Here is a 14,264-nt window from a genome sequence, read left to right as displayed (position 1 = left end):
CTCGCTCCAACCACCGAAGGAGTATCCGATGTTCAATCGCGCTGGTGTGCGCGCGCTCGGTCTGCGCGCGTCGATGATCCTCTCCACTGCTGCACTGCTCGCCTGTGATCCGAAATTCGGCGACGGCTTCGGCGATGATGGCGATGCGACCGCCGATGACGGCGATGCCGACGACGGCCAGCTGCCACCGGACGAAGGCGGCGGCGAGGGCAACATCCCGCCCGATGACGGCGGCCCCGGCGACGACGGTGGGCACGACGGCGGGGACTGTCCACCGCCCGTCGATCCTTGCATCGAGGCGTACGACACATGTCTGCAGTCGGTCGAGGATCCCGCGCAGTGCGAGGACATCCTGCGCATGTGCTTCCCCGAGCCGGAGCCCGATCCGTGCTTCGAGGCCTACGACCAGTGCATCCAAGTCGCCGAGGACCCGACCGAGTGCGACGCCTTGCTCGAGCAATGCTGGCCCATCGATCCGTGCCAGCAGGAAATCGCGCAGTGCGAGGCCGACTACGGGCCGATGGCGCCCGAGTGCGCCGAGCTGTACCAGTGGTGCTATCCCGAGCCCGAGCCCGATCCGTGCTTCGACGGCTATCTCGCGTGCCTCGACGCCGGCATCGACGAGCCGGTGTGCTCCGCCGAGCTGTGGGTCTGCTACGTCGGTCCCGGCGTCGATCCCTGCATCGACGCCTACTCCGCGTGCATCGAGGGCGGCAATGATCCGCTGGCCTGCGAAGAGGAACTGAACGCCTGCTGGCCGCAGCCCGAGCCGGACCCATGCTCCGACGCGTACAACGCGTGCATCGAGGCGGGCACCGATCCGCAGCAGTGCGAGGAAGAGCTGTACGCCTGCTGGCCGCAGCCGGAGCCGGATCCGTGCTACGACGCGTACAACGCGTGCATCGAGGCGGGCACCGATCCGCAGCAGTGCGAGGAGGAGCTGTACGCCTGCTGGCCGCAGCCGGAGCCGGACCCGTGCTTCGATGCGTACGACGCGTGCCTCGAGGCGGGCACCGATCCGCAGCAGTGCGAGGAGGAGCTGTACGCCTGCTGGCCGCAGCCGGAGCCGGACCCATGCTACGACGCGTACCTCGCGTGCCTCGACTCGGGCTCCGACCCCGCCGAGTGCGACGCGGCGGTGATCGAGTGCTACTGCCCCGGTGATCCGAGCTGCGGCGGCATGGTCGAGGGCTGACGCCCGCAACGCCCGCGTCCCTCGCCGTGAGGACGCCGCCCGAGGTGACGGGTGGCGTCCTCGCGTGCGATCCTGCCGCGAGCGTGTGGGTCGCCCGGGTGATCGCAGCGTGGCTTTGCGCGGGAGCTCCGCTCGCACTGGCGTCGGCCCCCGCGACGGCACCCGACGTCACGCTGCCGCGGCCGGCCGGTGACGCGCCCGTGATCGTGCGCAGCACCGCGGTCGATCCTGCGGCGCTGCGGGCCGAGCTGCGCACGCGCTGGCCGGACGCGGAGCTGCTCGACTACAGCACCGCCGCCTTCACGCAGGTGGCCGGGCGCGCCTACGTCTACGTCGAGGTGCTGGGCGAGACCGTGGGCGACGTGCCGGTCTCGATCGCCGTCATCACCTCCGATGGTCGCGGCTACGTGCGGCAGGCGGTGGTCGGCGAGGGTGGGCGCGCGCGCGTGCTCGCGGTCGAGGTCGCGGGGCTGCTCGCGGCGGCGGTCGACGAGGACCTGCCGCCCGATCGCACCGATCTGGTGGTGCCGACGCTGCAGCAGCCGACGCCGCCGCAGCCACCGGTCCGACCGCCCCTGCGCGAACCGAGCCCAGCGCCTGGCCGCGCGTCGAAGCCCGCGCCGCCGCCACGCGCGACGCCCGAGGACGACGCGGTCGACGAGGCGTTGCCGCCCGAGCCCCGCGGCTGGCAGCTGGGCCCGGTCGTCGATGCGTCGCTGCTGCTCGGTGCGGCCCCGCGGGCACGTCGCGGAGCGCCCGATTTCGCAGGGCGTGCAGGGCTCGACGTACGCACGCCGTTCGGGCTCGCCGTCGGTGCGTCGGTGCGACTGCTGGGCGACAGCGCGCTCGAGTACCGACTGGTGCGCACGCGCCTCGACGCTCGCATCGGCTATGTCGGACGCGTGGGCGCGCTCGAGTACCTGGTCTCGATCGCACCGACCTTCGAGCCCTGGCGCGTGCGCGCCAACGGCCACGGCTTGGTGCTCGCGAGCAGTCGCGGTCGCGGTCGCACCGTGCTGTGGGGGGCGGCCCTGCGCGGCGCGGTGGGCTATGCGTGGCGGGTGCCCGAGCGTGGCATGCGGGCCCGCGTGGGGCTGGCGGCCGAGCTGGCCGCGAGCGCGCTGCGATCGGGCGCCGCGGCGCGGGTGCGTGAGCCGGTCGACGGCGCGCCGTTGTTCGCGATCGGTGGCCTCGAGTTCGTGGTCGGCGTCGAGGCGGCACTATGGTTCCAGCTGACCGGTCCGCGCGCGCGCGCGAAGCGGGGAGCACGAACGCGATGAGCAACCGCTACGACGAGGTCCCCTACACCAGCCATCCCTATGCCCGCACGCACCCCGATCGGCTCGCGACGCTGGCGCGGCTGTTCGGCCTGGAGCCGCCGTCGCCGACCACCGCGCGGGTGCTCGAGCTGGGCTGCGCCAGCGGCGGCAACCTGCTGCCGATGGCCGAGCTGCTGCCGCAGGCTCGCTTCGTCGGCGTCGATCTCTCGCCGCGCCAGATCGAGCGCGCGCGCGAGCTCGCCGCGGCCGCGCAGCTGGGCAACCTCGAGCTGCACGCCGCGAGCATCCTCGACGTCGACGAGCGCTGGGGCCAGTTCGACTACGTGATCTGTCACGGCGTCTACTCGTGGGTGCCGCGCGAGGTGCAGGACAAGATCCTCGCCATCTGTCGCGAGCGGCTGACCTCCGATGGCGTCGCCTTCATCAGCTACAACACCTATCCCGGCTGGCGCATGCGCGAGATGGTGCGCGACATGATGCGCTGGCACGTGCGCGGCATCGCTTCCCCCGCGGCCGCCATCGACCAGGCGCGCGCGCTGGTCGACTTCCTGGCGCGCAGCGTGGCCGGCCACGATCACCAGCCCCACGCGCTGCAGCTGCGCAAGGAGCTGGCGCTGCTCGAGCACGCCAGCGACGACTACCTCTTCCACGAGCACCTCGAGGAGTGCAATCAGCCGCTGTACTTCCACGAGTTCGTCGACCGACTCGCGCAGCACGGCCTACGCTACCTCTGCGAGAGCGACCTGCACACGATGCTCTCGCGCGAGCTCTCCGACGACGTGCGGCGCACGCTCGATCGCATCGCGCCGGATCTCGTGCACATGGAGCAGTACCTCGACTTCGTGCGCAATCGGCAGTTCCGCGCGTCGCTGGTGTGCCACGGCGAGCGCACGCCCCACCGCGCGCTGTCGCCGGCACGCATGCACGGGCTTCGTTTCGGCCTGCCGCCGACCGCGGCGGGCGAGGCGATCGACCTGTGGCCCGGCGTCGTTCACAGCTTCGTCGACGCCGAGGAGCGTCGCATCAGCAGCGGGCGATCGATCACCAAGGCCGCGCTGGCGTGCCTGCAGCGCAGCTGGCCGCGCGAGCTCGACTTCGCGACGCTGCATGCACGCGCCGCCACGCTGCTGCGGGAATCTGGCATCGCCATCTCCGAGGGCGCCGAGTCGGAGCTCGCCGCCGACCTGCTCGAGTGCGTGATCTCGGGCTCGGGTCTCGACGTCCGCTGCGAGCCGTGCGGGGCCCCCACCGCGCTACCGCAGCGGCCGTGGGCCCCGGCGGTCGCGCGCGCGCAAGCGCGGAGCTCGGGCGCCGCGACCAGTCTTCGCCATCAGCGTGTCGCGCTCGACGGCTTCGGGATCGAGCTGCTGGCCGCCTGCGACGGCACCCGTGATCACGCCGGGCTGCTCGCCAAGGCGATGCAGCTGCTGGCCCGCGGCGCCATCTCGGTGGTGCTGCCCGAGGGCGTCGACGTGTCACCGCAGCGGCAGGCCGCCGCGCTCGCGGATGCGATCGAGCGCACGCTCGCGCAGCTGCACCGCTCGTCGCTGCTGGCCGACGGCGGACCACCCTGAAGCGGGTCCAAGCGGGAGCCCCGCGTGCGGCCGCGGCCGACCCGGTTTGCGGGGTCGCACGCGGCGCGGGCAGGCCGCAGCCGGCGGGCGCGAACGATGCGAGCGCACCGCCTGCGGGCCCGTGATACCTACGGGCCCGCCCCCGGCAGGAGCGTCACTGGCCATGTCCGCCAACGTCCACGTCATCGAACACCCGCTGATCCTCCACAAGCTGACGCTGATGCGGTGCAAGGACACCAGCACCACGAAGTTCCGCGCGCTGCTCGAAGAGATCGCGATGCTCATGGGGTACGAGGTGACCCGTGATCTGCCGACCGAGCTGGTCGAGATCGAGACCCCGCTCGCGGTCACCCGCGCGCCCATGGTCGCCGGCAAGAAGGTCGTCCTGGTGTCGGTGCTGCGCGCCGGCACCGGCATGCTCGACGGCATCCTCAAGGTGCTGCCGGCCGCGCGGGTCGGACACATCGGGCTCTACCGCGACCCCAAGACGCTGCAGCCGATCGAGTACTACTTCAAGGTGCCGGCCAGCATGGACACTCGCCAGGTGATCCTCGTCGATCCGATGCTTGCGACCGGCAACTCCATCGTCGCTGCGGTCACGCGCATCAAGCAGACCGGCGCGCGCCACATCAAGTTCGTGTGCCTGTTGGCCGCGCCCGAGGGCATCCGCACGCTCAGCGCAGCCCACCCCGACGTCGAGATCTATACGCCGGCGATCGACGAACGCCTCGACGACCACGGCTACATCGTGCCGGGGCTCGGCGATGCCGGCGATCGGTTGTTCGGCACCAAGTGAGGCCCCCGCCGTCGTCGCGGCCCCCGGAGCGGGTCCGCGATGATGTCGCCGACGTTGGGCAAGTTGCCCGCGCGGGGGCGGCTTCGCGGGGCAACTCGCGCAAACCGGGTGGCGGGTGCGGGGCTGCGACTGATCGACTTGCACGATCGTCTCGACCAGCGCCCCACGCCTTGCGGGCGGTGTCGCGGGCTGTCGAAGATCGTGCGCGATGAGGACCACACGCGCGCGACACCTCGTGATCACGATCGCTGCGATGACCGTGTCGGCACAGCTCGGCGCACCCGCCACCGCCAGCGCGGGGGCGCAGCTGACCGCGCCACCCGAGGTGCAGCCCATCTATGGCGGCGGACCGTCGGCGGAGTGTTCGTGGCCGACCACGGTGTCGTTGGGCGGCTGTACGGGCACGCTGGTGCACCCCGAGGTCGTGATCTACGCCGCGCACTGCGGGCAGATCGACGAGGTGTTCTTCGGCAACTCGATCTACGAGCAGGGACGCTCGGTGTCGCCGGCGTTCTGCGAGGTCTATCCCGGCGGCGGTCCAGGTGCGGGCAACGACTGGGCCTTCTGCAAGCTCTCCGAGGCCGTCACCGACATCGCCGTGACGCCGCCGTTGATGGGCTGCGAGACCGAGCTGTTGGTCAGCGGGCAGGAGGTGTGGTTGGTCGGCTTCGGCAACACCGACGACGGCAACTTCGGCGTGAAGTACGAGGCCAAGGCCAGCTTCGGCTACATCCAGAACGACGAGGCCTTCGTCGGGGGCAACGGAGTCGACACTTGCCAGGGCGACTCGGGTGGTCCGGTGTTCGTGCAGCTCGACGACGGCTCGTGGCGAGCGTTCGGCATCACCTCGTACGGTGACGGCTGTGGTGGCGGCGGCTGGTACTCGATGATGCACACCGGCATGGCGTGGTTCGAGTCGGAGAGCGGTGTCGATCTCACGCCGTGCCACGACGCCGACGGTACGTGGAACCCGGGACCTGCGTGCACGGAGTTCCCACTCACGCCGGGGCAGGGCAGCGGCACGTGGCCCTCGTGCGACGCCGGCCCGCGCTCGGGGTGGTCGGCGAGCTGCGGCACGCCGTTCGCGGGTGACGACGACGACGCGCCGACGGTGACCATCGTCGCGCCCGACGACGGAGCGATGCTGCTCAGTGATTCCGGCAGCGGTCGCGCGCGGGTACTGGTCGATCTCGCGGCGGACGACGGCGACGGCACCGGGGTGCAGCAGGTCGTGCTCACCATCGACGGCACTGCCCTGCAGCCCGACGCCAGCGCGCCCTACCAATACGCCGTCGACCTCGAGCCCGGCGTGTACACGCTCGGGGCCACGGCCACCGATCTCGCCGGCAACCTCGGCGAGGCGGTCGCGGTCGAGATCGGCGTCGACGAGCGGCCGCCCTCGGCCGAGGACGGCGGCGACGGCGATGGCAGCGTCGGTGGCGGCGAGGGTGACGGCGTCGGCGACACCACCGACGACGCGCCGGCGGGCGGCGTGCTACCGCCGGGCTTCGGACTCGACGCCGACGCGCAGGGGTGCGGCTGTCGCTCCACCGGTGCCGGCGGCGATGGGTGGGTCGCGGGGCTGCTGGTGTGGGCGTGCGCGCGACGACGGCGTCGCGCGGCGCCGGTGTGCTAGCGTGCGCGGCGGTGACGGCCGCGCGTACGATCGCAGTGGTGGGACTGGTGGTGGCCGCGTGCGTGTGCGAGGTCGACGACGGCACGCACGCCCGCGCCCGCGTCGCGACGAACGCGACCGGCGAGTCCGCACCGGCACCCGCCGTCGTCGCTTCGGCACCCGCGCCCGCGCCGACCCGGCCCGTCGCCGTCGCCGCCGAGCCGGCCGCCGCCGAGCCGGCCCCGCTGGCCGCGGAGTTCGTCGCGCTGCCGCGTCGCGCTGCCGCGCCCGAGGGCCTCGTGCTCGACGACGCGGGGGCCGAGCCACGCCGCGTCGTCGCGTGGCGGGCCCGCAAGGGACAACGCGAGCAGGTGCAGCTGTCGCTGGGGCTCGAGGTCGCGCTCGCGCTCGGCACCCGCGTGGTGCCGTCGACGACGATCCCCGCGCTCACGGTCTCGCTGCTGTGCGAGGTGGTGAGCACCGGTCGCGAGGCGTCCGCGCTCGCGCTGTCGGTGACCGACGTGCAGGTGCCGAGCGTCGACGGTGCCGTCGCGACGCCGCGCGTGCAGCAGGCGTTGACGCGGGTGGCCGACGAGCTGCGCACGACCTCCGGCACCCTCGAGCTCGGTGCCGACGGGCGACTGGGGCGGCTGGAGCTGAGCTCGAGCGCCGACGGTGGCGCCCGCGAGCTCGCGCCCGAGCGGGGTGGCCTGGTCGCTGCGCTGCAGGAGCTGCTGCCGGTGATGCCCCGCGCGCCGATCGGCGTCGGTGCGCGTTGGACCGTGACACAGACGGTGCGGCGCGAGGGCGCCACACTGCAGCAGACCCGCGAACATCACCTGACCGCGCTCGACGAGCACGGCGCGACGGTGTCGATCACGACGCGTCACGTCGCGATCACCGACGACGCCGCGGCCGCGACCGTGGCGCTCGATCGCGCGACGCCGATGATCATCGAGGCCGCCAGCGGCGCTGGCACGGCGACGTTGGTGCTGCGCGACGATCACGTGCTCCCGCACGCGGCGACTGCCGACGTCGACGGCGTGACACGGGCGCAGGTGCAGATCGCCGGTGCACCCGAGTCGATCGCGATGCGAACGCGGCTGCATGCGGCGCTGCGTGCCGACGACTCGCCGGCGCCCTGATGGGCCCTCGAGGTCCTCGTGCGGCGTCGGCGGCGACCAACGGCGCGAGGGTGGAGCGCGGGTCGTACATCGGACGTACGTCTGCGACCTCGATTGGTTCCCGAATCCTGCCCACGATCGAACGGTGATCGATCCTGGGATCGTCGCGTTGAAAATCGCGTGATCCAGGGCCCGAAGTCGTGCGTGGTTCCCCTGCGTCATCGCGCTGCATGGGGGCTGCAGCGGTCGCTTTTCGGTCCCGTTGGGGTTTCGCGGGTCGCATGCGGTGCCGTATCGTTCCATCCGTGATGGGACTGCGACGACACGCGATCGTCGGTCTGTTCGCGGTGCTCGCCCTCGGCGCGTGGCACCTCGAGCCGGCCGAAACGCCGACGCCAGCCGCCACCGTGGCGCTTGCCACCGCCATCGGCGGTGCTCCTGCGGTCGCCGTGCCCGCGGCACAGGCCCGACGCGCGCCCGAGCCCCTGCGCGCGGCACCGCAGGCGCCGGTGTTCCCCAACCTCGCCGCGCTCGCGGCCACCACCCGCGCGGCGGCAGCAGTCGCCGACGCGCCACCCGAGCCCGCGCTCGAGCCCATCGTCGCACCGCCCGCCGACGCGGTCGGCCCCGACGAGCTGCTGCAGGTGCGCTGGACCGTCGAGCGTCGCATGCCGCTGGTCGACGTCGCGGGCAACTGGGGCATGTGGCCCAAGGATCTCCGCGAGCTCAACCCCGGCTACGACGCCGACGCATGGGTCGATGCCGGCACGCGCCTGGTCGTGCACGTCGCCGACCCCCGCAAGCCGACCCAGTCCGTCGGCGCGCCGAACAAGGGCCACCTGTTGCGTGGGATCCCGCTACCCGAGGGGCCGGCGTGGCGCCTGCGCGAGCATCGGCCGCGCGCGTTCGGATCCGCGACGACGATCACCGCGCTGCTCACGGCCATGCGCGCCTATGCGGCCGCCGATCCCAGCGCGCCCGCGCTGCGCATCGGTGAGCTCTCGCGTCGCAGCGGCGGTCACATCGATCCCCACGTCTCGCACCGCAGCGGTCGCGACGTCGACATCGGTTACGTGCTCAAGGATCCCGCGCCCGAGGGCGAACGCTTCTGGCGCGCGGCGACCGAGAGCTCGATCGACGCCCCCCGCACGTGGGCGTTCGTGCAGGCCCTCATCGCGACCGGCGACGTGCAGCAGATCTTCATCAGCGCGAAGCTGCAGCGGGTGCTCGCGCGCGAGGCCGCCAAGCACGTGTCGCGCGAGGAGGTCGAGCGAATCTTCAGCGCCGCCAACCCCGACGCCCGCGTGCACACCATCGTGAAGCACGAGCACGGCCACCGCGACCACATGCACGTGCGCTTCGCGTGCGAGGACGGCAACCTCCGCTGTCGCAGCAGCTCGGTCGAGGCGCTGTAGCGCGCCGCGGTCAGTAGCCGGACGGGATCCGTCCGTGCAGGAACGTGATCGTGTTGGGCGCGCGGAGGCGCGACCACGCGGCGCGACGCGGCGCGTCCGGGGTCCCGTCCAGCAGTGCCTCTTCGTCCGACCACGACGGCGTCTCGCCCGGCAGCAACGAGTGCAGTCCGCTCTGCCAGTGCCCGATGATGTAGGTGTGGCCCGCGACGCGGCAGCCGATGAGCTCGGCGAGGTGCTGCGCGAAGCGATGACCGGGGCGCGCACCGAAGGTCTCGCAGGTGCGAAACCACAGCAGGCCGGCGTCGCCGCGACACATGCGGGCCGCGACCCGATCGAGGCGCGTGCGCAGGCCGTGGCCGCGACGCAGCGCGTCCTCGTCGAGCGGTTGGGTGGCGACCCGCGCGGCGCCCCACTTGCCGTGCCCCCAGTACTGGATCTCCGCGATCGGTCGCTCGGGCTCGTGGCTGGCGAGCCAGTCGAGCGCCTCGTCCCACGAGCCCACGCCGCGATACGCGTCGAGCCGGCCCAGCGCCTTGTAGAGGCGTGCACCGGACCACCACGCGTGCGAGAGGCCGGGTAGCCACGGACCGCCGCGACAGGTGCGGTCGTACACCATCAAGCGCAGCGGTCGGGGCTCAACCGTCGCCATGATCGCTCCGCACGCACACCACTGCCGCGGGCTTGTACCGCACGCTCGCCTCGCGACGGCTGGAGTTCCACGCCATCCGGGTGTCGCCGAAGGTGTCGGCGGCGGTGTTGGTCCAGTAGGCACCCCGCGCCAGCATGCCCGCGTCGGTCAGTGACGCCAGCTCCCCCAGTGCGGGCAGGCGCCAGTGCGCGACGCCGGCGACGTCGAGCGCGTCGCAGTGCTTCTCGGCATCGGCGACGGTCATCGTCCCGCGCTGCCGGGCGACCAGCAGCACGTCGAGGGCACGGATCGTGCGCGCGCGCAGGGCCGCGATCACGCGCGTGCGCGGCGGTGCGGCGGCCTCCTGCGCTGCGCGGGAGGGCGTGCGCGCGGCCGTGCGCGTCGGCGCGGGCGGCTCTTGCTCGCGCGGGTCGGGCTTCGCGTCGGGCTCTGGCTTCGCGTCGGGCTCTGGCTTCGCGTCGGGCTCTGGCTTCGCGTCTGGCTCTGGCGTCGCGTCGGGCGTCGCGTCTGGCTCTGGCTTCGCGTCCGGCTCTGGCTTCGCGTCTGGCTCTGGCTTCGCGTCTGGCTCTGGCTTCGCGTCGGGCGTCGCGTCGGGCTCTGGCTTCGCGTCGGGCGTCGCGTCGGGCGTCGCGTCGGGCTCCGGCGTCGCGTCGGGCTCTGGCTTCGCGTCGGATTGGGCCGCGGCCGTGCGCGTCGCGTCGTCGTCGGCCGCGTCGCCGCCGCGGGCGAAGCTCACGACCACCGCGATGGCGATTGCGATGCTCGCGACCGCCGCGGCGGCGATCCAGCGGCCGCGGGGTGCGTCCTCGATGGGTTCGCCGTCGAGCGCGAGGGCCGGCGCAGCCGTCGGGGCCACCGCGGCGGTGGTCATCGCGGGCAGCACCGCCGCGGGCGGCGTGGGGATCGCCGCAGGCACCATGCTCGGCGAAGGTGGCGGGGCCGCGGGCGCCGGGGCGATCTGCGTGATGTCGGCGCGATCGAAGCCGTCGTCGTCGGGATAACCCTCGAAGGGGATCGTCGCCGCCACCTGCGTGCCGCTACGCGGTGCCGCGGCGACCTGCGTGCGATCGACCCCGAGGTCTTCGAGCGCGCGGTCGAGATCGATGCCGGTCGGTGCCTCCTCGTCGAACGCGGGGGCGCGCGCGACCACCGAAGCACCGGCGGCGAGCTCCTCGAGCATCTCTGCGTCGAGCTCGATCGCGCTGGCGCTGGTATCGGGCGAGGGCCCGCCCGCGGATGCGTCCGGCTCGAGCACGCCGGCGGTGGTGTCGAGCGTGACCACACCCGAGAAGGTGTTGGGCGTCACCGCGCCCGCGGTGGTGTCGGGTGTGACGCCGGCGTGGGCACCCGCGTGGGTGTCGAGCGAGGCCACGCCGGCGGTGGTCTCGGGCGTGGCACCGGCGTTGGTCTCCGTGCTCGGCGCGTCCGCGCGGGTCTGCTCGCGCGGATCCTCGGCGATCACCTCGGGCTCGCGGTGCTGCGCGACGGTGTTGGCCTCGGGCAGCACCGCGCTGCTGCGTCGCGGTGGAGGTGGCGGCGCCATGGTGGGCCGACGCACGCCGGCGGGCTTGCCCGCGGCCGGCTCGGCCGACGCGGCGGGCCGGGCCGTCGCGCCGCTCGGGCTCGCGGCGGGCTTGCTCGGCCGCGGCGCGACCGGGGCCGGCATCATCAATGTCGCGCGCCGAACCTGTGGCGCCGCGGTCGAGACGGGCGCCTCGCCCTTGGGCGCCACCGGCAGGTGGGCGACCATGCGGCGCAGACTCTGATCGATGCGCTCGAGCATCTCGTCGGCGCGTGCCTGCGAGAGCGTGAGCGTGCGCCCGAACGGCACCCGATGCGCGAGCAGGATCTCGCGCACGGCGTCGATGCGTTCGCGATCGAAGGCGCCGCCGCGCACGAGCACGTAGAGCCCCGCGCCGCGGTTGGCCTCGATGGCCGTCGCGAGCAGATGTGGATCGTTCTCGACGCCGCGCGTGATTGCGACGCGGTGGCCGCGCTGCTCGAGCATCGTCGCCACCGCGGCGGTGGTCTCGGCCCCGTCGATCGCGCAGCACAGCACGATCGGCACCGAGCCAGAGCTTTCGTTCGCGCGCGGGCTGTCCACCATCGGCTTTCCCGGGATCGTAGCAGTGTTTTGCGACCACACGAACCAAGCGCACGAACCGTGGGCGACCGGGGCGCGGTCGGACCGCGCGATGGTGGTATCATGCCGCGCGTGAGGCCCCCGACGCCCACCGCAGGCGAACCATCGACGCGATCGGTGCGCCCGTGGCCCGCGATGCTGCGCAGACACGCAGGACGCGTGGTCGTCGACAACATCTGGCGTGGGCTCTCCGCCGCCGGACGCATGGTGCCCGCGGCGCGTCCCGAGCGTCACGGCGTCGAGTGCATCCGCGACGTCACGTATCGCGACTCGTCGAGGGTCGAGCATCGCCTCGACGTCTACCGCCCGCAGGACGTCCAGGGCCCGCTGCCGGTGGTGATCTACGTGCACGGCGGTGGCTTCCGCGTGCTCTCGAAGGACACCCACTGGGTGATGGGCATTGCGTTCGCGCGCGCCGGCTACGTGGTGTTCAACGTCAGCTACCGCCTGGCGCCCCGCGATCCGTTCCCGGCCGGGCTCGAGGACGTCGCAGCCGCGTTCGCATGGGTGCGGGCGAACGCCGCGCGCTACGGCGGCGACGCCTCACGGCTCGTGCTCGCGGGCGAGTCCGCCGGCGCGAACCTGGTCACCGCGCTGACGATCGCGAGCTGCCAGCGCCGGCCCGAGCCGTGGGCGCACGCGGTGTTCGAGGCCGACGCGGTGCCCCGCGCAGTGATCCCGGCGTGCGGTCTGTTGCAGGTCACCGACCCGGATCGTTACCGACGTGAGCACGGCGTCTCATGGTTCGTGCACGATCGACTCGAAGAGGTCACCCACGCCTATCTCGGCGCCCACGCGTCGACCGACGATCCCGCGCTCGCGCTCGCCGATCCGCTGTGCGTGCTCGAGTGCGAGGCGGAGTTCGAGCGCCCGCTGCCGCCGTTCTTCGCCCCGGTTGGCACCGCCGATCCACTCATCGAGGACAACCGTCGGCTCGCGCGCGTGCTCGCACGGCGCGGCGTGCCCCACCGCGCGCCGGAGTATCCCGGCGAGCCCCATGCCTTCCATGCGCTGGTGTTCCGTCGCAACGCGCGTCGTTGCTGGCGTGACATCTTCGCGTTCCTCCGCGACACCGGGGTCTGACTCCACGCTGCCACCCATGACTGCTTCCGTCCTCCGCTCCACCATCGCCACCAAGGTCCTCATGGCCGCGTGTGGCATCGGTCTCGTCGGCTTCGCGCTGGTGCACATGCTCGGGCACCTGCAGGTGTTCGGCGGCCGCAACGTCTACAACGCCTACGCGCAGACGCTGCAGAACCTCGGCGCGCTCAAGTGGGTTGCGCGCCTCGGTCTGCTCGGCATCCTCGTGGTGCACGCGCGCTCGGGCGTGATGATGGCGCAGCGCAACCGGACCGCGCGACCCCACGACTACGCGGCGCGCAACTACCAGCGCGCGACCACGCAGGGCCGCACGATGCTGCTGACCGGCATCGCGTTCGTGGCGTTCCTGCTCTACCACCTGGCTCACTTCACGCTGGGTTGGGTCCACCCCGAGTACTTCCACACGCTGGATTCGCTGGGCCGGCCCGACGTCTACGGCAACTTCGTGCGGAGCTTCCAGCATCCGCTCATCACGGTGCTGTACTTGGTCGCGGTGTTCGCCGTCGCCATGCACTGCACCCACGCCACCAGCAGCGCGCTGCGGACCCTGGGCCTGTCGACCGGTCGTTTCCGCCGCGCGTGCGAGGCCGCAGGTCCAGTGGTCGGCGTCGCGGTGCTGGCCGGGTTCGCCTGCGTGCCGCTGGCGTGCCTGTTCGGGCTCGTGCAGCCCTAGCGCCCTGCTTCGCCCCCTCGAGAGCCGCATAGAGAGCCGTTCATCGTCATGGAACTCGACGCCAAGATTCCTCCTGGGCCGCTGCGCGAGAAGTGGGACAACCATCGCTTCGCGCTCAAGCTCGTCAATCCCGCCAACAAGCGGAAGTACCGCATCGCGGTGGTCGGCTCCGGGCTCGCCGGCGCATCGGCGGCCGCCAGCCTCGCGGAGCTCGGCTACGACGTCGACTGCTTCTGCATCCAAGACAGCCCCCGTCGCGCGCACTCGATCGCCGCGCAGGGTGGCATCAATGCCGCCAAGAACTACCCCAACGACGGCGACAGCGTGTGGCGGCTGTTCTACGACACCGTCAAGGGCGGCGACTTTCGTGCGCGCGAGGCCAACGTCTACCGCCTCGCGCAGGTCTCGGTCGACATCATCGACCAGTGCGTCGCGCAGGGCGTGCCGTTCGCCCGCGAGTACGGCGGCATGCTCGACAACCGCAGCTTCGGCGGCGCCCAGGTCTCGCGCACGTTCTACGCCCGCGGCCAGACCGGCCAGCAGCTTCTGCTCGGCGCCTACTCGGCGCTGGTGCGCATGATCGAGGCCGGTAAGGTCACGATGCACGCGCGCCACGAGATGCTCGACGTGGTGCTGGTCGACGGCCACGCCCGCGGCATCGTCACGCGCAACCTCCAAGACGGTGCGATCCGCTCGTGG

Annotated in this window: 11 protein-coding genes; 9 read left to right on the top strand and 2 right to left on the bottom strand. The window is 72.5% G+C overall.

The annotated features are described in order from the left end of the window. Positions 1–28 precede the first annotated feature (28 nt). From IPH07_11685 to IPH07_11655, 7 genes are all read left to right on the top strand, one after another. Complete coding sequence (locus IPH07_11685) at positions 29–1,195, top strand: hypothetical protein (GenBank protein MBK6918053.1); 1,167 nt, start codon at positions 29–31, stop codon at positions 1,193–1,195. 26 nt (positions 1,196–1,221) lie between these two features. Continuing rightward, positions 1,222–2,475 carry a hypothetical protein gene (locus IPH07_11680; GenBank protein ID MBK6918052.1) on the top strand — a complete coding sequence of 418 codons (1,254 nt, stop codon included), beginning with the start codon at positions 1,222–1,224 and terminating at the stop codon, positions 2,473–2,475. Continuing rightward, on the top strand, positions 2,472–4,049 hold the full coding sequence (locus IPH07_11675; protein MBK6918051.1) for a methyltransferase regulatory domain-containing protein: 1,578 nt from the start codon (positions 2,472–2,474) through the stop codon (positions 4,047–4,049). The genes IPH07_11680 and IPH07_11675 overlap by 4 nt, the downstream gene beginning before the upstream one ends. Positions 4,050–4,212: 163 nt before the next feature. Further along, positions 4,213–4,845 (top strand): uracil phosphoribosyltransferase, encoded by a 633-nt coding sequence (upp, locus tag IPH07_11670; GenBank protein ID MBK6918050.1) that lies wholly within the window; start codon positions 4,213–4,215, stop codon positions 4,843–4,845. A gap of 208 nt (positions 4,846–5,053) precedes the next feature. Then, the gene (locus tag IPH07_11665) at positions 5,054–6,481 is read left to right on the top strand and encodes a trypsin-like serine protease (protein ID MBK6918049.1); all 1,428 of its coding nucleotides are present in this window, start codon (positions 5,054–5,056) and stop codon (positions 6,479–6,481) included. Between the two features lie 11 nt (positions 6,482–6,492). Next, positions 6,493–7,605, top strand: a complete 1,113-nt coding sequence (locus IPH07_11660) for a hypothetical protein (protein ID MBK6918048.1) — start codon at positions 6,493–6,495, stop codon at positions 7,603–7,605. A 287-nt stretch (positions 7,606–7,892) separates the two neighbouring features. Then, on the top strand, positions 7,893–8,999 hold the full coding sequence (locus IPH07_11655) for a penicillin-insensitive murein endopeptidase (protein ID MBK6918047.1): 1,107 nt from the start codon (positions 7,893–7,895) through the stop codon (positions 8,997–8,999). A 10-nt stretch (positions 9,000–9,009) separates the two neighbouring features. Here the strand turns inward: IPH07_11655 and IPH07_11650 are convergent, their stop codons facing one another. Together IPH07_11650 and IPH07_11645 are read right to left on the bottom strand one after the other, a co-directional pair. Then, positions 9,010–9,615 carry a hypothetical protein gene (locus IPH07_11650; GenBank protein ID MBK6918046.1) on the bottom strand — a complete coding sequence of 202 codons (606 nt, stop codon included), beginning with the start codon at positions 9,613–9,615 and terminating at the stop codon, positions 9,010–9,012. Between the two features lie 19 nt (positions 9,616–9,634). Further along, positions 9,635–11,716: a hypothetical protein gene (locus tag IPH07_11645; protein MBK6918045.1), complete on the bottom strand. Its 2,082-nt coding sequence runs from the start codon at positions 11,714–11,716 to the stop codon at positions 9,635–9,637. Between the two features lie 210 nt (positions 11,717–11,926). On the opposite strand from IPH07_11645, the gene IPH07_11640 reads away from it, so the two are divergent. Beyond that, complete coding sequence (locus tag IPH07_11640; protein ID MBK6918044.1) at positions 11,927–12,874, top strand: alpha/beta hydrolase; 948 nt, start codon at positions 11,927–11,929, stop codon at positions 12,872–12,874. 16 nt (positions 12,875–12,890) lie between these two features. After that, positions 12,891–13,565, top strand: a complete 675-nt coding sequence (locus tag IPH07_11635; protein MBK6918043.1) for a succinate dehydrogenase cytochrome b subunit — start codon at positions 12,891–12,893, stop codon at positions 13,563–13,565. Positions 13,566–14,264 lie beyond the last annotated feature (699 nt).

It is taken from the genome of Deltaproteobacteria bacterium (assembly GCA_016709225.1).
Taxonomy (GTDB): domain Bacteria; phylum Myxococcota_A; class Polyangia; order Nannocystales; family Nannocystaceae; genus Xiheibacterium; species Xiheibacterium phototrophicum.
This window is presented reverse-complemented; position numbering and strand designations above follow the sequence as displayed.

Excerpts from the sequence above, each read along its gene's own strand:
- upp (MBK6918050.1), top strand. The coding sequence starts at position 4,213 with ATGTCCGCCAACGTCCACGTCATCGAACACCCGCTGATCCTCCACAAG.
- IPH07_11665 (MBK6918049.1), top strand. The coding sequence starts at position 5,054 with ATGAGGACCACACGCGCGCGACACCTCGTGATCACGATCGCTGCGATG.
- IPH07_11650 (MBK6918046.1), bottom strand. The coding sequence starts at position 9,615 with ATGGTGTACGACCGCACCTGTCGCGGCGGTCCGTGGCTACCCGGCCTC.
- IPH07_11640 (MBK6918044.1), top strand. The coding sequence starts at position 11,927 with ATGCTGCGCAGACACGCAGGACGCGTGGTCGTCGACAACATCTGGCGT.
- IPH07_11655 (MBK6918047.1), top strand. The coding sequence starts at position 7,893 with ATGGGACTGCGACGACACGCGATCGTCGGTCTGTTCGCGGTGCTCGCC.
- IPH07_11685 (MBK6918053.1), top strand. The coding sequence starts at position 29 with ATGTTCAATCGCGCTGGTGTGCGCGCGCTCGGTCTGCGCGCGTCGATG.
- IPH07_11675 (MBK6918051.1), top strand. The coding sequence starts at position 2,472 with ATGAGCAACCGCTACGACGAGGTCCCCTACACCAGCCATCCCTATGCC.
- IPH07_11635 (MBK6918043.1), top strand. The coding sequence starts at position 12,891 with ATGACTGCTTCCGTCCTCCGCTCCACCATCGCCACCAAGGTCCTCATG.